Below are 26,338 nucleotides of genomic sequence, written 5' to 3' on the forward strand. Positions count from 1 at the left end.
GCAGCCCGGGACGCTCCGCTCCCATAACGACGTGACGCGGAGCGTCACAGGAGGCATTCCCACGCAGTAGCGTGGGAACGATCATCACCTCAGGTCAGGCCGGTTTGGCCTCGACCAACGCTTCCAGCGCCATCTCCTTCTCGGCTTCCTTGAGATCTTCTTCGCTGATCATTTCCGCGATCACCCGCAAGCGCTCCACCACCCGCGCATTGACACTGCCTTCCGGGAACTGGCCATCGGCATCCGGCGAACCGGCGGGCTCGCCCACCAGCAGGCTCAGGGCCTCGTCAGCCTGGCGCACGGCGTAGACATGGAACTGCCCCGCCCGCACCGCCGACAGCACTTTCTCGTCGAGCATCAACGTCGCGACGTTGGCCTGAGGAATGATCGCCCCCTGCTCGCCGGTCAACCCACGGGCTTCACAGAGACGGAAGAAGCCTTCGATCTTCTCGTTGACCCCGCCCACCGCCTGCACTTCGCCGAACTGGTTGATCGAGCCGGTGATCGCAAAGCACTGCTTGAGTGGCGTCTTCGACAACGCCGAGATCAGCGTGCACGCCTCGCCCAGCGACGCACTGTCGCCATCGACGTAACCGTAGGATTGCTCCAGCGCGATGCTCGCAGAAATCGCCAGCGGGAATTCCTGGGCGTAACGGCTGCCCAGATACCCGGTGAGAATCATCACACCCTTGGAGTGAATCGGCTGGCCGAGGTTAACTTCACGCTCGATGTCGACGATGCCGCTGCCGCCCGGATACACCGTGGCGGAAATCCGCGCCGGCACACCGAATGCCGAGTCACCGACCTCCAGCACCGTCAGCCCGTTGCACTTGCCGACCGCCGCGCCATCGGTGTCGATCAGGATGATCCCCGCCAGCATGTCGTCGAGAATCCGCGCCGATACGCGTCCGGTGCGGGTGGCCTTGGCCTTGAGCGCACGTTCGATGTGGCCGGCGTCGGTCATCTCGTCACCCGCCAGGTGACGAATGAAATCCGCCTCGCTCACCAGTTGGAACAGATCACCGATCCGCGCCGACAAACGCCCCTGGTGTTCCGCCAGGCGAGCGCTGTAGGTCGCCAGACGCGCTACCGCATCGGCAGTCAGTGGCGCCATGCCTTCTTCCGAGGTGCGGGTTTTGAGCAACTGGGCGAACTGCTCCAGGCTCTCCTCGACCATCGGGATGTCTTCGTCGAAGTCCACCAGGACGCGGAACATCTCCTGGAAGTCCGGATCGAGGTCTTGCAGCGTGTAGTAGAGCTGCCGGGCGCCGATGATGATGACTTTGACCTGCAACGGAATGTGTTGCGGGGTCAGGGTCACGGTGGCCAGACGGCCCAGTTCACCCAGCGGCGATTCCATTTTCAGTTTGCGCGATTGCAGGGCGCGTTTGAGCGCATCCCACACGAACGGCTCGCTGAGCATTTTTTCCGCTTCAAGGATCAGGAAGCCGCCGTTGGCCCGATGCAACGCACCCGGACGCAGCTGCCGGTAAGTGGTGTAGAGCGCGCCCTGATCGGTGCTGTATTCGATACGGCCAAACAGGTTTTCGTAAGTCGGGTGCGGTTCAAACACCACCGGCGCACCGCCGCTGGCCGAATGACCGACCACCAGGCTTGGCGCGTATTGCTCTTCGAGCATCTTGCGCGCAACGGCGTCGACCTTGCTGTCGTCGACCAGTTGCTCGACCACGGTTTTCAGCAAGTACACCTGCATCGCTTGCAGGTAACCGCACACGGCGGCGTTCTCGGCGTATTTCTCCGACAACGGCGACAGCAACGGCTGCAAGGCCAGGGTGATGGTTTCTTCGTTGAGCTGGCGCAGTTGATTGCTCGACTCGCGCTTCCACTGCGGCAGGCTGGCAAGTTCTTCGTTCAGGCGCTCTTCGAGGCCAGAGATGTCTTCGTGAAAGCGCTCGCGATCGGCTTCTGGCAATTGTGCGAACTCGGCCTCGTCCAGCGCCTTGCCGTCAGCCATTGGGGTGAAGGCGATGTTGCTGGCGTCGCGGTACAGCGCGACTTCTTTCTCCAGCGCCAGGCGCTCGATGATGTCCAGCGCCTTGTCATAGCGCTGGTTGAAGGCGCGGTCGATCGCGCTTTTCTTCTGCTGGTAGGACGGGTGTTCGAACACTGCCGGAAACGTCGCCAGCAGATTGTCGATCAAACCGTTGATATCGCCGATGAACGCCCCGGCGGTGCCCGATGGCAATTCCAGGGCGCGCGGTTCGCGGGGCTCATCGAAATTATTGACGTAGACCCAGTCCGCCGGGGTCTGCAGGCGTTTGCCTTCGGCCTTCAGGTAGCGTTTGACGAACGAGAAGCGGCCAGTGCCCGGCTCGCCCATGACAAAGACGTTGTAACCGGGACGTGGCATCGCCACACCGAATTGCAGGGCTTCAACAGCACGTTCCTGGCCAAGCACACCGCGGAAAGGCTCCAGATCATTGGTGGTAGAGAAGCTGAACTGTTCAGCGGAAAACGGACGGGTCAGCGCGTCGGGCGCTAGACGCAAGCTGGCAGCAACAGGATCAGGCATCGGGCTTCCTTACATCAGGCGGGGCAGATAGCGGCATTCTGGCGCTGCCCATACCCGACTGGCAAGGCGCGCCTCAAGCCAAAGCATAGACAAACCGCTATCTCCACGCGGGGCGGGGCCAAATCAATGTTTTGCGCGAATGTTTTGCAAAAAATCACGGAACCCTTGGAACGTGCCTAAACTCCAAACTGCGCGGCTGGAACTAATAACCGGCCCGATGGCGTCGAGACGACGCTAAACCCCTTGTCCATTGGTATGCACACAAAGAGAACAAAGCTATGAAACGGATTCTTCTCGGTACTCTCTTCACCGTTGTATCCCTCAATGCCATGGCTCAGGCGCCAGGCGGCCCGGATTGTGGTTGGGGCAACATGCTGTTCGAAGGACAGCGCGGCACCCCGGCTCACTTCCTGGCATCCACCACTAACGGCACCTCCGGCAACGCCACATTCGGTATGACTTCCGGCACCAACGGTTGCTCGACCAATGCAGCGCTGACCTATGGCGGTAAATCCTGGATTGCCATGAATGGCATGATGAACGAGCTGTCCGAAGACATGGCCAAAGGTAATGGCGAAGCGCTGACTACCTATGCCGTGGTACTGGGCGTGGCGCCGGAAGACCGTGCGCACTTCGCCGCCGTGACTCACGAGCACTTCCAGCAGATCTTCAGCAAGGCTGACGTGACCGCTGACGACGTGCATACCAACACCCTGGCCGTCCTGAAGAGCGATCCTCGTCTGGCCAAGTACGCCACTCAAGCTTAAGCTCGACCCAACCGCTCCTTTCGGGGAGCGGCTTTTGTTTTTTGGACCTAACCCTCTTTGGGTCTTTGTTTATTCCGACTTAAGTTGCCCACTATGCTCAAACGCCTTGCCTGGCTGGCGCTCTGTGTCTGCGCCCCGCTGTCCGCCGCGCCACACATCGACGATCAACGTTTGCAGCAACTGGCCAACGACCCCTTCTGGATTTCCCTGGGCCATTACGAAACCGCCAAGCTCGGCGGCTGGCGCAGCTATGTCAGCGACAAGAAATTCTTCCTCGCCCCCGATGGCAATGAACACCCGGACCGTGAACTGGCGGCGACCGTGCAAGCGCTGTACGCCCCGGCCAGCGCTGGCGAAAAGCATGCGCAATGTGTCTACCCGGCCCGTACTCGCTGGCTCAAGGCGCAACTGAACCTCACCGACCTGCCGAAGCTGGATTGCGCCGAATTCACCCAGTGGTTCAAGGATGTCGCGCCCCACAGTGCGGTGATGATCTTCCCGGCGGCGTACCTGAACAGCCCGTCATCGATGTTCGGCCACACGCTGCTGCGCATCGATCAGGCCAATGTGCAAAGCGACCAGACCGCACTGCTCAGCTACGCGATCAACTTCGGCGCCTACATCGAAGGTTCGGACAACAGCATCCTCTACGCCTGGAAAGGCTTGATGGGCGGTTATCCGGGCCTGTTCGCCCTCGTGCCCTATCAGGAAAAACTCTCGGAATACCGCAGCCTGGAAAACCGCGATCTGTGGGAATACCGGCTGAACCTGACCCAGCAGGAAACCGAGCGCATGGTCGAGCACGTCTGGGAACTCAAGCAGATCCAGTTCGACTACTTCTTCTTCGACGAAAACTGCTCCTATCGCCTGCTGGAACTGCTGCAAGTGGCGCGGCCGAGTCTGCGGCTGACCGAGCAATTCCCGCTGACAGCGATCCCCACCGACACGGTCAAAGCGGTGAAAGAAGCCGGGCTGGTGGAATCGATCCAGTATCGCCCGTCCCGCGAGCGTGAACTGCTGAGCCGCGCCGAGCCGTTGAATCCTGAAGAGCAGCAATGGGTGCTGAAAGTCAGCGCCGATCAGAAGCAATTGCAGGCACCTGAATTCAAAGCCCAGCCACGCGACCGGCAAGCACTGATCGTCGACGCTGCTTACCGCCTGGAACGCTACCGCGCCAACGGCCAGGAGCGCGATCCGGCCCGAGCCCAGCGCAGTTTCGAACTGTTGCGGGCGATCAATCAGAACCCGCCGCCGGAGCTGGATATCCCGCGTCCGGGCTTGCCCGAGGACGGTCACGAATCCCGCACCTGGCAGGCCGGCCTCGGCACCCGGGGCGACAAGGCGTTCGGCGAGTACGGCTTGCGCATGGCCTATCACGACCTCAACGACAACGCCGAGAGCTTCCCGCTGGGTGCGCAGATCGAAATCCTGCAAATGAAACTGCGCCAATACGAAGGCAATCACTGGCAATTGCAGCAATTGGACCTGGCGACCATCCGCTCCCTGACCCCGCGCAATGAGCTGTTGCAGCCGCTGTCGTGGCAAGTCACCGGCGGCCTGGAGCGGGTGCCGGGCAAGCATGACGATGAAACCCTGGTCAGCCATGTCAACGGCGGTGCCGGCGGGACCTGGGCGTTGGGCGAGGATGTGCTCGGTTTTGCTCTGGGCACCGTGCGTATCGAACACAACAACGACTTCGCCGGGTTCGTCGCCCCGGCAGCCGGGTTCAACAGCGGCGTGTTGTGGAAAAACCCGCTGGGCAATTTCAGCCTGGAAACCAAGGGCGATTTCTTCACCAACGGCGAAGTACGCCGCAGCGTGAGCCTGAACCAGCAGTGGGAGTTGTCGCGCAACCTCGGCCTGCGCTTGAGCGCCCAGCGCGAATTCAGCCACCTCGCCTCCCCCGAGAATGAAGTGATGCTTGAGGTGAAGTGGTATCACTACTGACCAACACACGCCCCGTAGGAGCAAAGCTTGCTCGCGAAGGCATCACCTCGGTCTTCCTGAATAACCGCGGTGATGCCTTCGCGAGCAAGCTTTGCTCCTACGGATCTTTTGATCTTTCTTTCACATCCCGACAACGAATCGACTTCTAGACTTGCTACATAGGCCGTCAACCGGCCGGGAGTCTGAGATGTGGCGTTGCGTGGGTGTGTTGGGGTTGCTGCTGTTGTGCGCGGGTTGCCAGTCGACCCACGAAGATCTGATCGCCAAGGGTTACCCACCGGCGTTCGCCGACGGTTTCGACGACGGCTGCGTCAGTGGTCGTCAAGCCGCCGGGGCAATGACCGGTGAATTCCGCAAGAACGTGCCGCGCTACCTCAAAGACAAGCAATACGCCGAGGGCTGGGGCGATGGCTTCCGCCAGTGCCAGGCAATGCTGGAAAACCGCGACCGCGAGGACTATCGCAGCCACCATTGGGATGATCGCGACAGAGCGTGGCAACAGCAGAAAGACCAGGACGCTGCCCGGGCGTTTCGCTCGCCATAGGTCGCTGCCAGACATCCATCGAAACTAATCCCCTGCGACCATGGCCCAAACCCTATAACGGGAGAAAACCATGAGCCGTGCCTTCGTCAATGAAGATAACGCCGCCGCGCAAGCCGACCAGCCCGTCGAACGGCAGGTCAGCGCGCAGCCCAACTACGTCACCCCGACCGGTCTTGCCCAGTTGCAGGCGAAACTGGCCGAGGTGCAAAACCTGCTCAATGAACAGAGCGCCAACGGTGAACTGGCGGACAAACAACGCCAGGCTGACCTGGAGCGTGACTGGCGGTATTTCAATCAGCGATTGCAAAGCGCCCAGGTCGTCACTCCCGCCTCCTCGACCGACAAGGTGCAGATTGGCGCCTGGGTGACGTTTGCCGATGAACAGGGCAATGAGCAGCGGGTGCAGTTGGTCGGCGAGGATCAGGCGGAGGCTGCCAGCGGGTTGATCAATTGGGGTTCACCGCTGGGTCGGGCCTTGTTGGGCGCGCAGGTCGGGGATGAGGTGTTGTGGAAGCGGCCGGCGGGGGATTGGGTGATTGAGGTGCTGAGCATCGATATTCAGTGACCATACGGACGCTTTCGCGGGCAAGCCTTGCTCCTACGGGGGCAGGGTCGGGCGCAATATGTCGGCACACCACAACATCGCCATCGCCATCGCCATCGCGGGCAAGCCTTGCTCCTACGTGGGCAGGGTCGGGCGCAATATGTCGGCACACCACAACATCGCCATCGCCATCGCCATCGCCATCGCGGGCAAGCCTTGCTCCTACGTGGGCGGGGGCGGGCGCAATATGTCGGCACACCACCATACTGTAGGAGCGAGGCTTGCCCGCGAAGGCCACACCGCGGTCTACCTGAATAACACCCATAAAAAAAACGGAGCCCCGAAAGGCTCCGTTTTTTCATGCAACCAACCCGATATCAGGCCAGTTTCTTGTGCCGTACACGGTGCGGCTGGGAAGCCGCTTCGCCGAGACGCTTTTTACGATCAGCTTCGTACTCGGTGTAGTTGCCTTCAAAGAAGATCGCTTGCGAGTCGTCTTCGTACGCCAGGATGTGGGTCGCCACGCGGTCAAGGAACCACCGATCGTGAGAGATCACAATGGCGGCGCCCGGGAAGTCCAGCAGGGCTTCTTCCAGGGAACGCAGGGTTTCAACGTCGAGGTCGTTGGACGGTTCGTCGAGCAGCAGGACGTTGCCGCCCTCTTTCAGGGTCAGCGCCAGGTGCAAGCGACCGCGCTCACCACCGGACAGGTCCTTGACGAACTTCTGCTGATCGCCGCCCTTGAAGTTGAAGCGACCGACGTAGGTCCGCGACGGGATCTCGTAGTTGCCGATGCGAATCTGATCGGAACCGTCGGAGATTTGCTGGAACACCGTCTTGCTGCCGTCCAGGTCTTCGCGGCTCTGATCCACACAAGCCAGTTGCACGGTTTCGCCGACTTCGATGCTGCCTGAATCCGGCTGTTCCTTGCCCATCAGCATGCGAAACAGGGTCGATTTACCGGCACCGTTACCGCCGATCACGCCAACAATGGCGCCTTTCGGCATGGAGAACGACAGGTTGTCGATCAACACGCGATCGCCGTAGCCCTTGGAAACGTTCTTGAACTCGATGACCTTGTCACCCAGGCGCGGACCGGCCGGGATGTAGATCTCGTTGGTTTCGCTGCGCTTCTGGAATTCCTGCGATTGCATTTCTTCGAAGCGTTGCAGACGAGCCTTGGATTTGGACTGGCGGGCCTTGGCGCCTTTGCGCACCCACTCCAGTTCTTCCTTCATGGCTTTTTCATGGGCCGACTGCTGCTTGGATTCGGCAGCCAGACGATCGGACTTGGCTTCGAGCCAACCCGAGTAGTTGCCCTCGTACGGGATACCGGCGCCGCGGTCGAGCTCGAGGATCCAGCCGGCGACGTTGTCCAGGAAGTAACGGTCGTGCGTGATCGCAACCACGGTGCCCGGGAAATCGTGCAGGAAGTGCTCCAGCCAGGCGACGGAATCGGCGTCCAGGTGGTTGGTCGGTTCGTCGAGCAGCAGCATGTCGGGGGCAGACAGCAGCAGGCGGCACAGGGCCACGCGACGCTTTTCACCACCGGACAGGAATTCGACCTTGGCATCCCACGCCGGCAGACGCAGTGCATCGGCGGCGACTTCCAGTTGGCGATCCAGGTTGTGACCGTCGCTGGCTTGCAGGATGGCTTCGAGCTTGGCCTGTTCAGCAGCCAGTTTGTCGAAGTCGGCGTCTTCATCGGCGTAGGCCGCGTAGACCTCGTCCAGGCGCGCCTGGGCGTTCTTGATCACGCTGACCGCTTCCTCGACCACTTCACGCACGGTCTTGGTCGGGTCCAGGATCGGTTCCTGCGGCAGGTAGCCGATGTTCAGCTCCGGCATCGGTCGGGCTTCGCCCTCGAACTCGGTGTCGACGCCGGCCATGATTTTCAACAGCGTGGACTTACCCGAACCGTTGAGGCCGAGTACGCCGATCTTGGCGCCGGGGAAGAACGACAGCGAAATGTTTTTCAGGATTTCCCGCTTCGGCGGAACAACTTTGCCCAGCCGATGCATGGTGAAGACGTATTGAGCCATGGAGAACCTTGGGTCAGTGACAGATGAATGATTGGAGCGCAGGCGATGCCCGGGCCAGGCTGTGCGCGTCGTCCGCCGGACGTATCAGGCGTGCACGCTAAAAAAGCCTAGGAGCTGGAACGCTCCCACGTAACCGGCAAAGCTACCTGAATGACCGATGGCAGTCCAGCCGTCAGGGGCTGGCACTTCGCCACAACTCAAGGCATGCTAGCCGCCCTCCGGGCGTCCGGCTTATAGTGCACGTCGCGCCAGTCCAGCCAAACCGCAGGATTTCAGTTTGTCTAATGTCACGCCGCCTCTTTCTACCCGTGCACCGGCTGCCGCGCTCGGCTCCCCCCTGCGCGGAACCCTGAAGGGCGCACTGGCGACACTCGTGCTGTTGCTGCTCGCGCTGCTGTTTTGGCAACTGCTGGATCAACTGAGCGAAACCCAGAAAAACCAGCGCCAGTACACCATCGACTACACCGCCGACCTGGCCTCCCAAGTCAGCCTGAACATGGCGCTCAACGCGCAGATCGCCCTGAACCTGCTACCGATCGTCGAGCAACCGCAATCCGCCGACGAACAGCAGGTGCTGTTGCGCAAGTTGCAGCAATCGCTGCCCGACCTGCGCAGCCTGGCGTTACTCAGCCCATCCGGCAAAATCCTCAGCGACAGCGCCGCCGACAGCCATGACGCCGACTACCTGGTCGATCTGGTGCGCCGCAGCCGTTCGCAAGCCCACTATTTCAGCAACGCCGACGATGGCTCTGTGGTGCACTTGCTGCTGCATCAGGCCAGCGGCAGCACGCGTGGCTATTGGGCGTTGCGCCTGACCCCGACGTTTTTCTCCTCCCTGACCAAACAGAGCGAAGCTGGCATCCGCCCGCTGTGGCTGGTGGAAAACCGCGTCAATCATCAAATCGTCAGCCGCGATGAAGCCCTGCCCGCCGTCAAGCCGGGCACGCTGAGCGAGGATGACCTGGCCAACAGCGTGCTGACCGTGCCCCTGAGCAGCAGCGACTGGCAACTGCGCGGGCTGTTCGACCGCCAACAGGTGCTCGAACAACTGCTGCCGGCGTTCATCGGCAAATGCCTGCTGGGTCTGGCCTTCTCCCTGCTGCCGTTTATTGCGCTGCTGAGCATGCGCCGCCGTCAGCGCCAGCTGCATGAGGGGCGTCGGCGCTATCAGGACATTTTCGAAGGCACCGGCGTCGCGCTGTGCGTGCTCGACCTGTCCGGGCTGAAAGGCTTCTTCGACAAGGCTCAGCTCCACAGCAGCGAACAACTGAAAACCTGGCTTGAAGTGCCTGAGCAACGCCAGCAACTGCTGCAAGAATTGCGCATCACCGAGGTCAATCAGGTCGCCCTGCAACTGCTCAACGTCAATTCATGCGAGCAGGCCTGGAAGTTGCTGATCGAGGGTTGTCCCCTGGAATGCACCGCCATCGGCAACCAGATACTGGAGGCCGTGCTCAACCAGCAGAAACAACTCGAACTGGAAATCAAGCTCCAGGACACCAACGGTCGCGACCAACACCTGTGGCTGGTGCTGCGCCTGCCGCAAGAGCAGCACGACTACAAAGCGGTGATCCTGAGCATCAACGACATCACCAGCCGCAAGCTGATCGAACTGTCGCTGCTGGAGCGTGAAGGCTTCTGGTCTGATGTGGTGCGCACCGTACCGGATCACCTGTACGTGCAGGACGTGATCAGCCAGCGCATGATTTTCAGCAACCATCACCTGGGGCAGACGCTGGGCTACAACCGCTCCGAACTGCACCAGATGGGCGAGTACTTCTGGGAAATCCTGCTGCACCCCGAAGACGCCGACTATTACCACCGCTCGCGCCAGACCCAGCGCCAGGCCGGCTACTCGCAATTGCTGCAATGCCAACTGCGGTTCCGTCATCGCGATGGCAACTGGCGGCGCTTCGAAATTCGTGAACAGGCCCTGGCCCGGGACAGGAATGATCAGGTCACGCGGATCATCGGCGTAGCCAAAGACATCACCGAACAGATCGAGGCCAGCGAATCCCTGCGCGACAGCGAGCAGCGCTACCGCATGCTCGCCGAAAGCATCAGCGACGTGATTTTCTCCACCGACAACAAGCTCTCGCTCAACTACGTCAGCCCCTCGGTGCAAGCCGTGCTGGGTTATGACGTTGACTGGATTTTCCAGAACGGCTGGCAATCGACCATCGCCAACCCGCAGCAACTGAGCGGCATCTACGGTTTGATGGACCGGGTCAGCAAAGCCCTGGATAAACCCGATCAACTGGCGTTGTTGCGCAGCCAGGTGCAGACCCAGTTGTTCCTGTTCGATTGCCTGCGGGCCGACGGGCGCAAGATCCCGATCGAACTGCGGCTGGTGCTGGTGTGGGACGAACACGGGGCTTTCGAAGGCGTGCTCGGGGTCGGTCGCGACATCAGCCAGCAACGCCGCGCCGAGAAAGACCTGCGCATGGCCGCCACGGTATTCGAGCATTCGACGTCGGCGATCCTGATCACCGACCCGGCGGGCTACATCGTCCAGGCCAACGAGGCGTTCAGTCGCGTCAGCGGTTATGCGGTATCGCAAGTTCTCGACCAGTTGCCGAACATGCTCACCGTCGATGAGCAGCAGGAAGCGCATCTGCGTTATGTACTCAAGCAATTGCACCAGCACAGCACCTGGGAAGGCGAAGTCTGGCTCAAGCGCCGCAATGGCGAGCATTACCCGGCGTGGGTCGGCATCACCGCGGTGCTCGACGATGAAGGCGACTTGGCCAGCTACGTGTGCTTCTTCAGCGACATCAGCGAGCGCAAGGCCAGTGAACAACGGATTCACCGTCTCGCCTACTACGACGCCCTGACTCACCTGCCCAACCGCACGCTGTTCCAGGACCGCCTGCACACCGCGCTGCAATCGGCTGAACGGCAGAAGTCGTGGGTGGTGCTGATGTTCCTCGACCTCGACCGCTTCAAGCCGATCAACGACTCCCTGGGCCACGCCGCCGGCGACCGCATGCTCAAGGAAATGGCCACGCGCCTGCTCGGTTGCGTCGACGATGACGACACCGTGGCGCGCATGGGCGGCGATGAGTTCACCTTGCTCCTGCAACCGCGCATCAACCGTGAAGTGGCGCTGAACCGGGCGATTCACGTGGCGGAACAGATTCTCGCCAGCCTGGTGAAGCCGTTTGTGCTGGAAGGCCGCGAGTTCTTCGTCACGGCCAGTATCGGCATCGCCCTGAGCCCCCAGGACGGCAACGAACTCAGCCAGTTGATGAAAAACGCCGACACCGCGATGTACCACGCCAAGGAGCGCGGCAAGAACAACTTCCAGTTCTATCAGGCCGACATGAACGCCAGCGCCCTCGAGCGTCTGGAGCTGGAAAGCGACCTGCGCCATGCCCTGGAGCAGAACGAATTCGTGCTGTATTACCAGCCGCAGTTCAGCGGCGACGGCAAACGCCTGACCGGCGCCGAAGCCCTGCTGCGCTGGCGCCATCCCCGTCGCGGGCTGGTGCCGCCGGGGGATTTCATTCCAGTGCTCGAAGAGCTCGGGCTGGTGGTGGACGTTGGCGACTGGGTGATCAGCGAGGCCTGTCGGCAGCTCAAGACCTGGCACCAGGCCAAGGTCCGGGTGCCGAAGGTGTCGGTGAACATCTCGGCGCGGCAGTTCTCCGACGGTCAGCTCGGCACGCGCATCGCCAACATCCTCAAGGACACCGGCCTGCCGCCGGCGTGCCTGGAGCTGGAACTGACCGAAAGTATCCTGATGCGCGAAGTCAGCGAGGCGATGCAGATCCTCGCCGGGTTGAAAAACCTCGGCCTGAGCATCGCGGTCGACGACTTCGGCACCGGTTACTCATCGCTCAACTACCTCAAGCAATTCCCGATTGATGTACTGAAAATCGACCGCACCTTTGTCGATGGCCTGCCGTCCGGCGAGCAGGATGCGCAGATTGCCCGGGCCATTATCGCCATGGCCCACAGCCTCAATCTGGCGGTGATCGCCGAAGGCGTGGAAACCCACGAGCAACTCGACTTCCTGCGTGAGCATGGCTGTGATGAGGTTCAGGGGTATCTGTTCGGGCGGCCGATGCCGGCGAGCCGGTTTGAGGCGCAGTTCAGCAATGATGCGCTGTTCATGTTCGACTGATCGGAGCTGTTGGCTCCAATCAATCGAACATGTACAGAGCTGCAAGCTTCAAGTGGCAAGCTACAAGTAAGAGCAAATCGGCTTTTGCTTGCCGCTTGGGGCTTGCTGCTTGAAGCCCGCTTATCCACAACCTGACTGCGTTTCATATCCCTTCTAAAAGCGGTTGGGTTAGAATGCCCCCCTTTTCTGCCCCGATCCTTGAGGACCGCCATGTTCAGCCGTGATTTGACTATTGCCAAGTACGACGCCGATCTCTTTGCCGCCATGGAGCAAGAAGCTCAGCGCCAGGAAGAACACATTGAGCTGATCGCTTCGGAAAACTACACCAGCCCTGCGGTGATGGAAGCTCAAGGCTCGGTACTGACCAACAAGTACGCCGAAGGCTACCCGGGCAAGCGCTACTACGGTGGTTGCGAGTTCGTCGACGTGGTTGAGCAGCTTGCAATTGATCGAGCCAAAGAACTGTTCGGCGCCGATTACGCCAACGTTCAGCCGCACGCCGGTTCCCAAGCCAACAGCGCCGTTTACCTGGCCCTGCTGCAAGCCGGTGACACCATCCTGGGCATGAGCCTGGCCCACGGCGGTCACCTGACCCACGGTGCCAGCGTTTCGTCCTCCGGCAAGCTGTACAACGCCGTTCAGTACGGTATCGACGCCAATGGCCTGATCGACTACGACGAAGTCGAGCGCCTGGCCGTTGAGCACAAGCCGAAAATGATCGTGGCCGGTTTCTCTGCCTACTCGCAGATTCTGGACTTCCCGCGCTTCCGCGAAATCGCCGACAAGGTTGGCGCCTACCTGTTCGTCGACATGGCCCACGTGGCCGGTCTGGTCGCCGCTGGCGTCTACCCGAACCCGGTTCCATTCGCTGACGTCGTGACCACCACCACCCACAAAACCCTGCGCGGTCCACGTGGTGGTCTGATCCTGGCGCGCGCCAACGCCGACATCGAGAAGAAACTGAACTCCGCCGTTTTCCCGGGCGCCCAGGGTGGTCCGCTGGAGCACGTGATCGCCGCCAAAGCGATCTGCTTCAAGGAAGCGCTGCAGCCTGAGTTCAAGACTTACCAGCAACAAGTGGTGAAGAACGCCCAGGCCATGGCCGAAGTGTTCATCGCGCGCGGCTTCGACGTGGTGTCCGGCGGTACCAAGAACCACCTGTTCCTGCTGTCGCTGATCAAGCAGGACATCTCCGGTAAAGACGCCGACGCCGCTCTGGGCAAAGCGTTCATCACCGTGAACAAGAACTCCGTGCCAAACGACCCACGCTCCCCGTTCGTCACCTCCGGCCTGCGCTTCGGCACCCCGGCTGTGACCACTCGTGGCTTTAAAGAAGCCGAGTGCAAAGAGCTGGCTGGCTGGATCTGCGACATCCTGGCTGACCTGAACAACGAAGCGGTGATCGACGCCGTTCGTGAGAAGGTCAAGGCCATCTGCAAGAAGCTGCCGGTGTACGGCGCTTAATTGCACCGCTAAATCGCAGCGATAAAAAAACCGGTCAGTGATGGCCGGTTTTTTTTCGCCTGCACTTTTTCATCGCATTTTTTCAAATCAGGAAAGGCTCAAGGTCGGGGCATTGCGCCCAACTGGTAAGACCGGTCATGCCAATAGATGAATTTTCACTTGCGATCAATGAAAAACAGCGCCTAGACTGCGCCTGCACTGGACATACCGGTAAGACCACAATAATTAAGTCCTGAATCTGATGCGCTCAGCGCACGGCAGCCAGGACACCGACCAGGATTCCTCCCATGCTCAGATGGTGCTCGCGTTCAATCTTCCTTCAAGTGGTTCTCGGACTGGTGCTCGGCATCGTCTGCGGGCTGACCCTTCCCGAATACTCCGCACAGCTCAAACCCTTGGGCGATGGCTTTATCAAACTGATCAAGATGCTCATCGGCCTCATCGTGTTCTGCGTGGTGGTCAGCGGCATCAGCGGCGCCGGCGATCTGAAGAAGGTCGGGCGCATCGGCCTCAAGTCGGTGATCTACTTCGAAGTGTTGACCACCATCGCCCTGGTGATCGGCCTGGTGTTCGCGTTCAGCACCGGGATTGGCAGCGGCGCGAATATTCATCTGGAGCAACTGTCCACGGCCGACATCGGCGATATCGCCCAGCGTGGGCAACATATGCACACCACCACGCAATTCCTGATGGACCTGATCCCGACCTCGGTGATCGGTGCCTTTGCCGACAACAACATCCTGCAAGTGCTGCTGTTTTCGGTGCTGTTCGGCAGCGCGCTGAACCTGGTGGGCGAAGCGGCTTCGGGCATCTCGCGGCTGATCAACGAACTCAGCCATGTGATCTTCCGCATCATGGGCATGATCGTGCGCCTGGCGCCGATTGGCGTGTTCGGCGCCATCGCGTTCACCACCAGCAAATATGGCCTGGACTCCCTGCAACACCTGGGCAGTCTGGTGGGCCTGTTCTACCTGACCTGCGCCGCGTTTGTGTCGCTGATTCTCGGCCTGGTGATGCGCCTGTCCGGCCTGCGCATGTGGCCATTGCTCAAGTACCTGCGTGAAGAGTTGCTGATCGTGATGGGCACCGCCTCTTCCGACGCCGTGCTGCCACAGATCATGCGCAAGCTGGAACACCTGGGCATCGGCAGTTCCACGGTCGGGCTGGTGATTCCAACCGGGTATTCCTTCAACCTTGACGGGTTCTCGATCTACCTGACCCTGGCCATCGTCTTTATCGCCAACGCCACCGGCACGCCGCTGGCCATGACCGATTTGCTGACGATTCTGCTGGTGTCGCTGATCACCTCCAAAGGTGCCCACGGCATCCCCGGCTCGGCGCTGGTGATTCTGGCGGCCACCCTGACCGCGATCCCGGCGATTCCGGTGGTCGGCCTGGTGCTGGTGTTGGCGGTGGACTGGTTCATGGGCATCGGCCGGGCGCTGACCAACCTGATTGGCAACTGCGTCGCCACCGTGGCCATTGCGCGCTGGGAAAAAGACATCGATATCCAACGGGCGAACAAGGTGCTTTCCGGCCAGGTGGGGTATACCTTCCAGCCGAGAAAACCGGTGGCGCCGGCCCATCAACAGGAATTTTGAAGCATGCGGAGCCTGCCATAGGGCAGGCTCCCGGCCTTATCCATGGAGCAAACCGTGATTACCACTTCAACGGTCGTCAACTCAGTCGTAGAAAAACTCCGGGCCGCGCTGGCCCGTGGCCAGTGGCGCTCCGGCGAAATGCTACCGGGCCAGCGCGAACTGGCCGAACAACTGGGCATCAGCCGCCCGAGCCTGCGCGAAGCCGTGATCGTCCTCGAAACCCTCGGGCTGGTGCGCTCGATGCCGGGCAAAGGCGTGGTGGTGCTGGAGGCCAACCTCAGCGACAGCCAACATCACGACAGCGCAGTGGCCGGCGCCAGCCTGGAAGACGTGCTGCAACTGCGCTACACCCTCGAGCCGTTCATCGTCGGGCTGGTGGCGCAATCGATCAGCAGCAAGGAAGTCGGGCAACTGCGCCTGACCCTGATGGACATGCGCGAAGCCCTGGAGGCCAACGACGCCGAAGCTGGGGTCAACGCCTACATCGCGTTCCACGAAGAACTGTTCACCCTGACCTCGAACCCGATTTTCCAGAGCGTGGTGCAGCAGACCAGCAACGCCCTCAAGCAAAGCGCCGAAGTGCTGCGCAATTCGCCGGAGCACCTGGCCGAACGCCTGGAAGAAAACGAAGCCGTGGTGCGGGCGATCCGCAGCAAGAACAGCGCCCAGGCCAGCGCCGAAATGCGTCGGCACATCCTGCGTGAAGGCCAACGGATGGGCATCGAACTGAATATTCCGGACGACCACCTCGGCAGTTGAACTGCTTCGAACTGGAGACAGGCCATGAACAGCTTCGCCCCAGCGCCACCCCCCAGCGCCCTGCCCTTTCCCCGGCGGGCGGATGACCTTTATTCGCGGGTCTTCGACGCAATTCTGGAACAGCGCATCGATGCGGCCAGTCGTTTTACCGAAGAAAGCCTGGCGCAGATGTTCAGCGCCCGGCGCAGTGACATTCGCGGTGTGCTGACGCAATTGTCCCATCAGCAGATCATCGTCCTGCGGGCCAACCACCGTCCCCGCGTCGCCGCGCTCGACCGCGAGCAGACCCGGCAGATGCTGCATGCACGGCGGCTGACGGAAATCACCCTGGTACGCCTGGCCTGCCAATCATCTAGCCTGCAAGACTTGCAGCCGCTGCAAGCCTTGATCGACAGCGAGCGCCAATGCACCGCCCGTGGACCGGCGATCCGGTTATCGGGGGATTTTCATTTGCGGCTGGCTGCAATCGCTGGGAATGCACCGCTGACGCATTTTCTGGGCAGTCTGGTGCCGCTGACCTCATTGGCGATTGCGCAGTTTGAGGTGGAATTAGAGGGTTATTGCGTTTGGAAAAAGCACCAGGCGATTCTGGAGGCTGTGGAACGCCGGGATGCGGGGATGGCTGAGCGCTTGCTGGGCCGGCATCTGGATTATTTGGAAGAGACGTTGCTCAATGCTGGACCGACATTCAGCGAGAATCGTGTTGCCGGTTAGATCGCTTTCGCGGGCAAGCCTCGCTCCTACAACGGCAACCCCATACCTGTAGGAGCGAGGCTTGCCCGCGAAGGCGTCATCACTGACGAACGCAACAATTCAATCCGCCGCCACCCGCGCAAACCCCTCGCGAATCTTCTCTTCCGGCAAATCATCGGCAATAAACACCATCACACTTTCCCGCGTCTCGCCCTCGGCCCATTCGGTGTCCCAATCGAAGCCGTACAACTTCAACACACCCTGAAACACCATGCGTCGCGCCTCGCCCACGATGTTCAACACCCCCTTGTAGCGCAGCAGTTGCTTGCCGTGGTCTTCCAGCAGTTCGTTCATGAATTCGCTGAGCTTGTCGAGATCCAGCGGCTTATCGGTGCGCAGCACCAGGCTGGAAATGCGGTCGATGGACGGCGCCTTGCTCACCGGCCGCAAACTCATGCCACCGCCGAGGTCGGCATTGAGGTTGAAACCGCGTACGTCGAGCAATTCCGCCAGGTCGATCTCGCCGTGCTTGACCACGCGGATCGGTGCGCGACGGTTGATGCGGGTCAGGCGTTCACTCAACGCGGTGAAGGTCGGCTCGTCCACCAGATCGCGCTTGCTCACCAGCAAGCGGTCGGCGAAACCGATCTGCGCCTGGGCGATGGTCTGGGTCAGGTGCGTCTCGGCATGGGCCGCGTCCACCAGGGTGATGATGCCGTCGAGGATGTAACGCTCGCGCAGTTCTTCATCGATGAAGAAGGTTTGCGCCACCGGGGCCGGGTCGGCCAGGCCGGTGCATTCGATCACCAGACGGTCGAAGGCGATCTCACCGCTGTCCAGGCGTTCGAGCAGCAGGTACAGGGCCTTGGTCAGGTCGGTGTGAATGGTGCAGCAGACGCAGCCGTTGGACAGCGTCATCACTTGCACCGGTTCGTCGCCCAACAGTTGGGTGTCGATACCGGCATCACTGAATTCGTTTTCGATCACGGCGATTTTCAGGCCGTGCTCGGCTTTGAGCAGGTGGCGCAACAGCGTGGTTTTACCCGCGCCGAGGAAGCCGCTGAGGATGGTGACAGGGATAGGGGCTAACAAAATAAGGTCTCCCGGACGCAAAAAAAAACCGTAGGAGCAAGGCTTGCCCGCGATGGCGTCCGAAGATCACCATCGCGGCCAAGCCATGTTCCTACAGTGCGGTGTTGCCTAGACCGCGTGCCTCAACAGCACTTCGGCCCACCCTTGCCACCGTAACGCGCCTCCTGACGTTCCCGGAAGAACATCTCGTAGGTCATCACCGGTTTGTCCGGGTGCTTGGTTTGCATATGCTCGACGTAGTTGTCGTAGTCGGGCATGCCGACCATCAGGCGCGCGGCCTGACCGAGGTATTTACCGAGGCGACTCAGGTCATTGAACATCTTTGCAATCCTCAGTTACGCGTCCGGCACAGCCTGGAATGGCGCTTCTTTATCCGTACGTTCCTTGCTGCCCCAGGCCGAGATACCGACCTTGAGCGCATAGAACAGGATGCTGAACACCACGAACAGGAACAGCGCCGTCAGCGTTGCGTTGGTGTAGGCGTTGAAGATCACGTGTTGCATCTGCGTAATGTCCTTGGCCGGGGCGAGGATCTGGCCGTTGGCCAGGGCATCGCTGTATTTTTTCGCCAGGGACAGGAAGCCGATCGCAGGATTCGCGTCGAACAGCTTGATGAAACCGGCAGTGGTGGTGCAGATCAGCAGCCACACAGCTGGCAGCATGGTCACCCAGATGTAACGTTGGCGTTTCATTTTGATCAGCACCACCGTGGCAAGCATCAGCGCGATGCCGGCGAGCATCTGGTTGGAGATGCCGAACAGCGGCCACAAGGTGTTGATCCCGCCCAACGGGTCGATCACGCCCTGGTACAGCAACCAGCCCCACATCGCCACACAACCGGCGGTGGCGATCAGGTTGGCGGTCCAGGATTCCGTGCGTTTGAGCGACGGCACGAAGGAGCCGAGCAAGTCCTGGAGCATGAAACGTCCGGCCCGGGTACCGGCATCGACGGCGGTCAGGATGAACAGCGCTTCAAACAGGATCGCGAAGTGGTACCAGAACGCCATGGTGTTTTCACCTGGCAACACGCTGTGCAGGATCTGCGCGATACCGACCGCCAGGGTCGGGGCGCCGCCAGCGCGGGCGAGGATGGTGGTTTCACCAATGTCATGGGCCACCGCTTGCAGGGCTTCCGGGGTAATTGCAAAACCCCAGCTGCTGACGGTTTGCGCCACGGCCACCACGTCACCGCCGACGACTGCCGCCGGGCTGTTCATGGCGAAGTACACGCCTGGCTCGATCACCGAAGCGGCAACCATGGCCATGATGGCGACGAAGGATTCCATCAACATCGCGCCGTAGCCGATGTAGCGGGCATTGACTTCGTTATCCAGCAGCTTCGGCGTGGTGCCGGAAGAGATCAGCGCGTGGAAACCCGAAACCGCGCCACAAGCGATGGTAATGAACAGGAACGGGAACAGACCGCCCTTCCACACCGGACCGGTGCCGTCGATGAACTGGGTCAGCGCCGGCATTTTCAGCTCGGGCATGGTGACCAGAATGCCGATCGCCAGGGCGATGATGGTGCCGATTTTCAGGAAGGTAGAGAGGTAGTCGCGCGGCGCCAGGATCAGCCACACCGGTAACGAGGCGGCGACGAAACCGTAACCGACCAGCATCCAGGTAATCTGCACGCCCGTGAAACTGAACGCCTTGGCCCAGTACGGGTCGGCGGCAATCTGCCCGCCCAGCCAGATCGAACCCAGCAGCAGCAACACGCCGACCACCGAGATTTCACCAATGCGACCCGGGCGGATGTAGCGCATGTAAATGCCCATGAACATCGCGATCGGGATGGTCGCCATCACCGTGAAGATACCCCACGGACTTTCGGCCAGGGCTTTGACCACGATCAGCGCCAGCACCGCGAGGATGATGATCATGATCAGGAAGCAACCGAACAGCGCGATGGTACCGGGAACGCGGCCCATTTCTTCCCGGACCATATCGCCCAGGGAGCGGCCATTACGGCGGGTGGAAAGGAACAGGACCATGAAGTCCTGCACCGCACCGGCCAGCACCACGCCGGCGATCAGCCACAGCGTACCGGGCAGATAACCCATCTGCGCCGCCAATACCGGACCGACCAGAGGCCCCGCGCCAGCGATGGCCGCGAAGTGGTGACCGAAGAGGATGTGTTTGTTGGTCGGGACGTAGTCCAGGCCATCATTGTTGAGCACGGCGGGGGTGGCCCGGCGCGGGTCGAGCTGCATCACATTGTTGGCGATAAACAGACTGTAGTAACGATAGGCAACCAGATAAATGGCCACGGCCGCGACCACAATCCACAAGGCGTTGATCGCCTCGCCTCGACGCAATGCCACTACGCCAAGGGCGCACGCTCCTACGATTGCCAGCAGCAGCCAGGGTAGATGGCGTAGCAGGCTATTATTATTTTTCATTTTTTTAATCCAGCCAGGGTGGACAAGAAAGACAGCCACCCCGAGTTTAGCTCTACTGGCGACAAAGACCATAGTCCGACATTGGTCGAGCGCCATCACTGTGCTGGCAGCCTTTATCAATGCGGGTCTATAGTCAGCCAACCTTCACGAGGATTGCGCCATGAGCGACCAACCTGCAGATCGCCGCCGCTTCAAACGTTTTGCGTTCGACGCCCGAACCGAGCTGAGCCAGGACGGACTCACCTGGCCGGTGAAGCTGATCGACCTCTCGCTCAAGGGGGCGCTGATCGAAAAACCCGAGCCGTGGCTGGGCAATCCGGATTGGCATTTCCTGCTCGATATTCATCTCAATACAGACGTCGAGATCAAGATGGATGTGCTGCTGACCCACGACGATCATGGCCAGCTCGGCTTCGTCTGCAAACACATCAGCCTGGAATCCATCGAGCGCTTGCGGCGGTTGATCGAGTTCAACCTGGGGGATCCCGAGGAACTGGAACGCGAGCTGGGTGCCTTGATCCAGGTCTAAAGTACTTGCGCAAACGAGCTTGTGTGGCGAGGGAGCTTGCTCCCGCTGGGCTGCGAAGCAGGCCCAAAATCTTGTGAGCGCTTCGCGCTCAAGCGGGAGCAAGCTCCCTCGCCACAACAAGCCCGCTCCCACAGGGGAATTGTGGTTTATTCGAATAAGGCATCGAGGGCCTGTTCCAGCCGGGTGACCGCAATGATCTGCAACCCCGGCGGTGCTTCTTTCGGCGCGTTGCCCTTGGGCACGATGGCGCGTTTGAAGCCGTGCTTGGCCGCTTCCTTCAGGCGCTCCTGACCACTCGGCACCGGGCGCACTTCACCGGACAACCCGACTTCGCCAAACACCAGCAGATCATGGGGCAGCGGTTTGTTGCGCAAGCTCGACATCACGGCCGCCATCAGCGCCAGGTCCGACGCTGTTTCCAGTACCTTGACCCCGCCGACCACGTTGAGGAACACGTCCTGGTCGTGGGTCGGAATGCCACCGTGGCGGTGCAACACCGCCAGCAACATGGCCAGCCGATTCTGATCCAGCCCCAGCGTCACCCGGCGCGGGTTGGCCAGGTGACTGTCATCCACCAGCGCCTGCACTTCGACCAACATCGGTCGCGTGCCTTCCCACGTCGCCATCACCACACTGCCCGGGACTTCTTCCTGAGCACGCGTGAGAAAAATCGCCGAAGGGTTGGAGACTTCTTTCAGGCCCTTGTCGGTCATGCCGAACACGCCCAGTTCATTCACCGCGCCGAAGCGGTTTTTCACCGCCCGCAACAGCCGCAAACGCCCATCGGATTCGCCTTCGAAATACAGCACGGTGTCGACCATGTGCTCCAGAACACGCGGGCCGGCCAACGCGCCTTCCTTGGTCACGTGGCCCACCAGGAAAATCGCCGTGCCGCTCTGCTTGGCATAACGCACCAGCAACGCCGCACTTTCGCGCACCTGGGACACGCCGCCCGGCGCCGATTGCAGTTGTTCGGTGAAAATCGTCTGGATCGAGTCGATCACCATGACCTTGGGCTTTTCCTGCCGGGCCGTGGCGATGATGGTTTCGATGCAGGTTTCGGTCATCACCCGCAGCTTGTCCTGGGGCAAACCGAGACGACGGGCGCGCATGGCCACTTGTTGCTGGGATTCTTCGCCGGTGACGTACAGCGCCGGCATGCTCTTGGCGAGGTTGCACAAGGTTTGCAACAAAATGGTCGACTTGCCGATGCCGGGATCACCGCCGATCAACACCACCGAGCCGTCCACCAGGCCGCCGCCCAGCACGCGATCGAGTTCACTGGAGGCCGTGGAGAACCGTGGAATCTCTTCGACACTGACTTCGGCCAGGGTCCTGATCTGGGCCTGCTGGCCGGTCCAGCCGGTGCGACCGCTGGGCGCCGCCGCCCCGCCGCTCTCGACCATGGTTTCGGTCAGCGTGTTCCAGGCCCCGCACTCGCCGCACTGGCCGGCCCACTTGGGGAAGGTGGAGCCGCACTCGGTGCAGCCGTACATGCGCTTGGCCTTGGCCATCTGAACTCCCGGCAAAAACCGCGATGATAGCGCAGCCGGACCGGATCAGCGCGGCGTGGCGTTACGGATTTCGCCACTGGCCAGACGCGCGGCGCTGTTGCCCAGCGGATCCTCGGCATTCAGGTCGGCGCCCTTGGCCTTGAGCGCATCCAGCAATTCCACGCGATGAAACAATCCGGCGTACATCGCTGCCGTCTGCCCGGCCCCGTTACGTTGGTCGGGGCTGCAATTGGCGGCCAGCAGGGTTCGGGCGATCTGCACTTCGCCTTTGAAAATCGCGCCCATCAACGCTGTGTTGCCCCGCTGATCCTGGGCGCAGGCATCGGCGCCAGCGGCGAGCAGACGGTCCACAGCAGCGCTTTGGCCGTGATACGCCGCCAGAATCAGCGCGGTGTAACCCTTGCTGTCGCGGGTATCGAGGGCGTAACCGGCCTCGATGAAAGTCTCGAGCATCGGCACATCGCCACGGCGGGCGGCATCGAAGTAGTAATCCTGCAATTGCGCTTTGAGCGCGGCGGGGTCTTGCGCGACGTGTGCCGCAGGTTCAGCAAACGCACTGGACGACAGTGCCGCCAGCAACAGGAAGAAATAGAAACGCATGGGAGGGTTCCTTGGTCAGACGGGACCCCGAACGAGGCCCCGCGTTTCAGGCAAACGGGATCAGTCGACCAGTTTGGCCGCCAGCGCTTTCACCCGCGCCAGATCACCCTTGGCGACCTTGGTCACCCCGGTGCCGTATTCCGGGTCGGCCTTATAAAGGAACGACAGCATGATGTGCTTGCTCTCGTCGTCGGTGTCGGCCAGGGAGCCGCCGAAGTTGTCGATCAGGTCCTGGCGTTCCTTCGGGCTGAACGAGCGATACAGGTCGCCCGCCTGCTTGAAGTTCTGCTCACGCTGGATCTTCGCCTGCTGGGTGCTGCCCGACAGCGCCGATTGGCTGTAGCGTGCGGTTTGCGGCTCCTCACGCGCCAGCAAACGGCTTGGCTGATAATTCACGCCGCTGCTACTGGCGCCGCTGTTCATGGCGCCATCCTGGTTACCGTTATTCACCGCCACCTTGGGCGCGTTGATCGGCAGTTGCAGGGCATTGGCACCCAGGCGATACATTTGAGTATCGGCATAAGAGAACACTCGACCTTGTAACAGGCGATCTTCCGAAGGCTCGATTCCGGGAACCAGATTGGCCGGCGCCATGGCGACTTGTTCGGTCTCCTGGAATACATTCGCCGGATTACGGTTCAACACCATTTGTCCAACTTTGCGTTCAGGTATACCTGGCCAAATCTTCGTTGCATCCAAAGGATCGAAATCAAACTTGTACAAGTCTTGAGGATCTACAACTTGCACGTACAAGTCCCACTTCGGGAAGTCGCCTTTGTTTATATGAGTCACCAAATCGTTGGTCATATGACTGTAGTCCTGACCTTGAACGTGGGTGACTTGCTTTGGATCGAGGTTTTTAATGCCCTGCAAACTCTTCCAATGAAACTTCACGTAATGCACTTCGCCTTTGGCATTCACCAACTTATAGGCATGCACGCCATTACCATCCATCTCCCGATAACTGGCCGGGGTCCCGGAGTTGGAATACAACTCGGTCAGGGTGCGGGTGGCTTCCGGTACGTGGGAAAAGAAATCGAAGCGACGGGAATCGTCGTCGAGGTTGGTGCGCGGGTCAGGCTTGAAGGCGTGGACCATGTCCGGGAACTTGATGGCGTCGCGGATGAAGAAGGTCGGGAAATTGTTGCCGACCAGGTCCCAGTTGCCGTCCGCGGTGTAGAACTTGGTGGCGAAGCCGCGGGGGTCACGCAGGGTTTCCGGGGAGTGGTTGCCATGCACCACCGCTGAGAAGCGCACAAACACCGGCGTGCTCTGGCCGCCGGCGAACACCTTGGCCTTGGTCAGGTCGCTGAGGTCGTCGGTCACCGTGAAAGAGCCATGGGCCCCGGTACCACGGGCATGCACCACCCGTTCAGGAATGCGTTCGCGGTCGAAACGCTGGAGTTTCTGGATCAGTTGCACGTCTTGCAACAACACCGGGCCCGTGGCGCCGGCGGTTTGCGAGTTCTGGTTATCGCCGACGGCGGCACCGTTATCGCGGGTCAGGGTGGCTGCATTCACGGAAAAGGACAGCAGGCCGGCGCTCAAGACGCCCAGGGCGCGGCGATGGGGAAAAGCCCCGAGGCCAAGGGAAGTAGTCATAGGAGTTTCCTCTGATTTTATAAAGCGCATCCAGGTGCGCTCAGCAGAGGCTAGTGACCGACAGCGCAAAACCTAAATAGAAATGCCACACCGGGCCGATAGGCAAAAGATGCTGGAAGGGCCGGTCTAGAGGGGGTAACCGCGCGCGAATGCTGGCCTTTTGTAAACTTTCCGGCGCCGGGCCGGTCGATAGCAGGCAAGCGATGTAAGCAGTTGTGTCGAGCGAGATGCGTTTTGCTGATTTACACTGCCTTCACCAACCTCATCTGTAACAAGGAAATAACCTATGGGCGTGCTTAACGAGTTCAAGGCCTTCGCGGTCAAAGGCAATGTGGTCGATATGGCCGTCGGTATCATCATCGGCGCCGCGTTCGGCAAGATCGTCTCGTCGTTTGTCGGCGATGTGGTCATGCCGCCGATTGGCCTGCTGATCGGTGGGGTGGATTTCAGCGACCTGGCCATTACGCTAAAAGCCGCGAATGGCAACATCCCGGCGGTGGTGCTGGCGTATGGCAAGTTCATCCAGAGCATGATCGACTTCATCATCGTCGCGTTTGCGATCTTCATGGGCGTCAAGGCCATCAACCGCCTGAAGCGCGAAGAGGCCGTGGCACCGACCCTTCCACCGGTTCCAACCAAGGAAGAAGAGCTGCTGAGCGAGATCCGTGATCTGCTCAAGGCCCAGAACGACCGGCCTTAAGGGCTATGTGGCTATGAAAACGGCGCCTTCGGGGCGCCGTTTTTTTACCAGTAGTTTTCCACCGCCACTTGCCCGGGCCGGCGGCTGAGGCTCAGGTTCATGTCCCGTTGCTTGAGCAACTGGCGGGTGTCATCGATCATCTGCGGGTTGCCGCAGATCATCACCCGCGAATGCTCGGGCGTCAGCGCCAGCCCGGCCGCGCGCTCCAGCTCGCCATTTTCAATCAGATCGGTGATCCGTCCCTTCAGGACGCCGGGCACCTGCTCGCGCGTGACCGTGGGGATGAACTGCAGCTTGTGGGCGTACTGCGCCAGGTAATCACGCTGCGCCAGCCCCGCAATCAAGTCCTGATAGGCCAGCTCCCGACCTTCGCGGGCGCTGTAGACCAGGATGATCCGTTCGAATTTTTCCCACACCTCGAAATCCTGCAGGATCGACAGGAACGGTGCCACCCCGGTACCGGTGGATAACAACCACAGATCGCGGCCATCGACGAAACGGTCCAGAGTCAGGTAGCCCGTGGCCTGCCGCTCGATCAGCAACGTATCCCCCACCTCCAGGCGGCTCAACTCACTGGTGAACTCGCCACCCGGCACGACAATGGAGAAGAACTCGAGAAACTCGTCATACGGCGAAGAGACCATGGAGTAGGCGCGCCACACCGTGCTGCCATCGGGTTTGGTCACCCCCAGCCGAGCAAATTGCCCCGCACGAAAACGGAAGCCCGAATCCCGGGTAGTGCGCAAGGTAAACAGGCTCGGGGTCAGTGGCTGGACGTCGAGCAGGGTCTGGCGGGTGAATTTTTCTGCACTGGCGGTCATGGGGCACTCCATCGGACAGGTGAGCCCAGTGTCCCGCAAAGCAGGCGACTTAAACACC

At 60.8% G+C, this 26,338-nt stretch carries 20 protein-coding genes; 11 read left to right on the forward strand and 9 right to left on the reverse strand.

Features of this window, described 5'->3' with window-relative positions; genetic code table 11:
* Window positions 1-94: 94 nt before the first annotated feature.
* Complete coding sequence (locus ACY4LX_RS29160) at window positions 95-2,533, reverse strand: Lon protease family protein (RefSeq protein ID WP_149661015.1); 2,439 nt, start codon at window positions 2,531-2,533, stop codon at window positions 95-97.
* A gap of 278 nt (window positions 2,534-2,811) precedes the next feature.
* Here ACY4LX_RS29160 and ACY4LX_RS29165 point away from each other — a divergent pair, with 278 nt between their 5' ends.
* The 4 genes from ACY4LX_RS29165 (at window position 2,812) to ACY4LX_RS29180 (ending at window position 6,356) form a co-directional block, all read left to right on the forward strand.
* Window positions 2,812-3,300 (forward strand): DUF3015 domain-containing protein, encoded by a 489-nt coding sequence (locus ACY4LX_RS29165; RefSeq protein ID WP_054051400.1) that lies wholly within the window; start codon window positions 2,812-2,814, stop codon window positions 3,298-3,300.
* A gap of 93 nt (window positions 3,301-3,393) precedes the next feature.
* Window positions 3,394-5,247, forward strand: coding sequence for an Lnb N-terminal periplasmic domain-containing protein (locus ACY4LX_RS29170; RefSeq protein ID WP_149661014.1), 1,854 nt, complete (start codon window positions 3,394-3,396; stop codon window positions 5,245-5,247).
* A gap of 187 nt (window positions 5,248-5,434) precedes the next feature.
* Window positions 5,435-5,791, forward strand: coding sequence for a hypothetical protein (locus ACY4LX_RS29175; protein WP_463258517.1), 357 nt, complete (start codon window positions 5,435-5,437; stop codon window positions 5,789-5,791).
* Window positions 5,792-5,861: 70 nt separating this feature from the next.
* A complete protein-coding gene (locus tag ACY4LX_RS29180; protein ID WP_463258518.1) occupies window positions 5,862-6,356 on the forward strand; it encodes a GreA/GreB family elongation factor in 495 nt (164 codons plus the stop codon).
* 356 nt (window positions 6,357-6,712) lie between these two features.
* Here ACY4LX_RS29180 and ettA read toward each other — a convergent pair whose 3' ends face one another.
* On the reverse strand, window positions 6,713-8,377 hold the full coding sequence (gene ettA / locus ACY4LX_RS29185) for an energy-dependent translational throttle protein EttA (RefSeq protein WP_149661011.1): 1,665 nt from the start codon (window positions 8,375-8,377) through the stop codon (window positions 6,713-6,715).
* Window positions 8,378-8,654: 277 nt separating this feature from the next.
* On the opposite strand from ettA, the gene ACY4LX_RS29190 reads away from it, so the two are divergent.
* The 5 genes from ACY4LX_RS29190 (at window position 8,655) to ACY4LX_RS29210 (ending at window position 17,041) form a co-directional block, all read left to right on the forward strand.
* On the forward strand, window positions 8,655-12,503 hold the full coding sequence (locus tag ACY4LX_RS29190) for a sensor domain-containing protein (RefSeq protein ID WP_463258519.1): 3,849 nt from the start codon (window positions 8,655-8,657) through the stop codon (window positions 12,501-12,503).
* 210 nt (window positions 12,504-12,713) lie between these two features.
* Window positions 12,714-13,967 carry a serine hydroxymethyltransferase gene (glyA, locus tag ACY4LX_RS29195; protein WP_123404839.1) on the forward strand — a complete coding sequence of 418 codons (1,254 nt, stop codon included), beginning with the start codon at window positions 12,714-12,716 and terminating at the stop codon, window positions 13,965-13,967.
* Between the two features lie 287 nt (window positions 13,968-14,254).
* Entirely contained in the window at window positions 14,255-15,568 is a 1,314-nt protein-coding gene (locus ACY4LX_RS29200; protein WP_463258520.1) for a C4-dicarboxylate transporter DctA, read from the forward strand.
* A gap of 54 nt (window positions 15,569-15,622) precedes the next feature.
* Window positions 15,623-16,327: a FadR/GntR family transcriptional regulator gene (locus ACY4LX_RS29205; RefSeq protein WP_149661008.1), complete on the forward strand. Its 705-nt coding sequence runs from the start codon at window positions 15,623-15,625 to the stop codon at window positions 16,325-16,327.
* 24 nt (window positions 16,328-16,351) lie between these two features.
* Window positions 16,352-17,041, forward strand: coding sequence for a GntR family transcriptional regulator (locus tag ACY4LX_RS29210; RefSeq protein ID WP_463258521.1), 690 nt, complete (start codon window positions 16,352-16,354; stop codon window positions 17,039-17,041).
* A gap of 99 nt (window positions 17,042-17,140) precedes the next feature.
* Here the strand turns inward: ACY4LX_RS29210 and yjiA are convergent, their stop codons facing one another.
* The 3 genes from yjiA to ACY4LX_RS29225 all read right to left on the reverse strand — a co-directional run bounded on the left by yjiA (window position 17,141) and on the right by ACY4LX_RS29225 (window position 20,514).
* Window positions 17,141-18,112, reverse strand: coding sequence for a GTPase (gene yjiA / locus ACY4LX_RS29215; protein WP_463258522.1), 972 nt, complete (start codon window positions 18,110-18,112; stop codon window positions 17,141-17,143).
* A gap of 122 nt (window positions 18,113-18,234) precedes the next feature.
* Window positions 18,235-18,432 carry a YbdD/YjiX family protein gene (locus ACY4LX_RS29220; RefSeq protein WP_008154232.1) on the reverse strand — a complete coding sequence of 66 codons (198 nt, stop codon included), beginning with the start codon at window positions 18,430-18,432 and terminating at the stop codon, window positions 18,235-18,237.
* 15 nt (window positions 18,433-18,447) lie between these two features.
* Window positions 18,448-20,514 (reverse strand): carbon starvation CstA family protein, encoded by a 2,067-nt coding sequence (locus ACY4LX_RS29225; RefSeq protein WP_463258523.1) that lies wholly within the window; start codon window positions 20,512-20,514, stop codon window positions 18,448-18,450.
* Between the two features lie 160 nt (window positions 20,515-20,674).
* Between ACY4LX_RS29225 and ACY4LX_RS29230 the strand changes: the two genes are divergently transcribed.
* A complete protein-coding gene (locus ACY4LX_RS29230; protein WP_463258524.1) occupies window positions 20,675-21,043 on the forward strand; it encodes a PilZ domain-containing protein in 369 nt (122 codons plus the stop codon).
* 146 nt (window positions 21,044-21,189) lie between these two features.
* Here ACY4LX_RS29230 and radA read toward each other — a convergent pair whose 3' ends face one another.
* The 3 genes from radA to ACY4LX_RS29245 are packed head-to-tail and all read right to left on the reverse strand — an operon-like array spanning window position 21,190 to window position 24,759.
* Entirely contained in the window at window positions 21,190-22,557 is a 1,368-nt protein-coding gene (radA, locus tag ACY4LX_RS29235; RefSeq protein ID WP_123404825.1) for a DNA repair protein RadA, read from the reverse strand.
* A 45-nt stretch (window positions 22,558-22,602) separates the two neighbouring features.
* Window positions 22,603-23,157, reverse strand: coding sequence for an ankyrin repeat domain-containing protein (locus tag ACY4LX_RS29240; RefSeq protein WP_149661003.1), 555 nt, complete (start codon window positions 23,155-23,157; stop codon window positions 22,603-22,605).
* A 60-nt stretch (window positions 23,158-23,217) separates the two neighbouring features.
* Window positions 23,218-24,759 carry a catalase gene (locus ACY4LX_RS29245; RefSeq protein WP_463258525.1) on the reverse strand — a complete coding sequence of 514 codons (1,542 nt, stop codon included), beginning with the start codon at window positions 24,757-24,759 and terminating at the stop codon, window positions 23,218-23,220.
* A 286-nt stretch (window positions 24,760-25,045) separates the two neighbouring features.
* On the opposite strand from ACY4LX_RS29245, the gene mscL reads away from it, so the two are divergent.
* A complete protein-coding gene (gene mscL / locus ACY4LX_RS29250; protein WP_463258526.1) occupies window positions 25,046-25,459 on the forward strand; it encodes a large-conductance mechanosensitive channel protein MscL in 414 nt (137 codons plus the stop codon).
* A gap of 44 nt (window positions 25,460-25,503) precedes the next feature.
* On the opposite strand, the gene ACY4LX_RS29255 is transcribed toward mscL, so the two are convergent.
* Entirely contained in the window at window positions 25,504-26,280 is a 777-nt protein-coding gene (locus ACY4LX_RS29255) for a ferredoxin--NADP reductase (protein WP_463258527.1), read from the reverse strand.
* Between the last annotated feature and the right edge of the window lie 58 nt (window positions 26,281-26,338).

It is taken from the genome of Pseudomonas sp. Emmai (genome assembly GCF_055179735.1).

Excerpts from the sequence above, each read along its gene's own strand:
- ACY4LX_RS29160 (WP_149661015.1), bottom strand. The coding sequence starts at position 2,533 with ATGCCTGATCCTGTTGCTGCCAGCTTGCGTCTAGCGCCCGACGCGCTG.
- ACY4LX_RS29165 (WP_054051400.1), top strand. The coding sequence starts at position 2,812 with ATGAAACGGATTCTTCTCGGTACTCTCTTCACCGTTGTATCCCTCAAT.
- ACY4LX_RS29170 (WP_149661014.1), top strand. The coding sequence starts at position 3,394 with ATGCTCAAACGCCTTGCCTGGCTGGCGCTCTGTGTCTGCGCCCCGCTG.
- ACY4LX_RS29175 (WP_463258517.1), top strand. The coding sequence starts at position 5,435 with ATGTGGCGTTGCGTGGGTGTGTTGGGGTTGCTGCTGTTGTGCGCGGGT.
- ACY4LX_RS29180 (WP_463258518.1), top strand. The coding sequence starts at position 5,862 with ATGAGCCGTGCCTTCGTCAATGAAGATAACGCCGCCGCGCAAGCCGAC.
- ettA (WP_149661011.1), bottom strand. The coding sequence starts at position 8,377 with ATGGCTCAATACGTCTTCACCATGCATCGGCTGGGCAAAGTTGTTCCG.
- glyA (WP_123404839.1), top strand. The coding sequence starts at position 12,714 with ATGTTCAGCCGTGATTTGACTATTGCCAAGTACGACGCCGATCTCTTT.
- ACY4LX_RS29200 (WP_463258520.1), top strand. The coding sequence starts at position 14,255 with ATGCTCAGATGGTGCTCGCGTTCAATCTTCCTTCAAGTGGTTCTCGGA.
- ACY4LX_RS29210 (WP_463258521.1), top strand. The coding sequence starts at position 16,352 with ATGAACAGCTTCGCCCCAGCGCCACCCCCCAGCGCCCTGCCCTTTCCC.
- ACY4LX_RS29220 (WP_008154232.1), bottom strand. The coding sequence starts at position 18,432 with ATGTTCAATGACCTGAGTCGCCTCGGTAAATACCTCGGTCAGGCCGCG.
- ACY4LX_RS29225 (WP_463258523.1), bottom strand. The coding sequence starts at position 20,514 with ATGAAAAATAATAATAGCCTGCTACGCCATCTACCCTGGCTGCTGCTG.
- ACY4LX_RS29230 (WP_463258524.1), top strand. The coding sequence starts at position 20,675 with ATGAGCGACCAACCTGCAGATCGCCGCCGCTTCAAACGTTTTGCGTTC.
- radA (WP_123404825.1), bottom strand. The coding sequence starts at position 22,557 with ATGGCCAAGGCCAAGCGCATGTACGGCTGCACCGAGTGCGGCTCCACC.
- ACY4LX_RS29240 (WP_149661003.1), bottom strand. The coding sequence starts at position 23,157 with ATGCGTTTCTATTTCTTCCTGTTGCTGGCGGCACTGTCGTCCAGTGCG.
- ACY4LX_RS29245 (WP_463258525.1), bottom strand. The coding sequence starts at position 24,759 with ATGACTACTTCCCTTGGCCTCGGGGCTTTTCCCCATCGCCGCGCCCTG.
- mscL (WP_463258526.1), top strand. The coding sequence starts at position 25,046 with ATGGGCGTGCTTAACGAGTTCAAGGCCTTCGCGGTCAAAGGCAATGTG.
- ACY4LX_RS29255 (WP_463258527.1), bottom strand. The coding sequence starts at position 26,280 with ATGACCGCCAGTGCAGAAAAATTCACCCGCCAGACCCTGCTCGACGTC.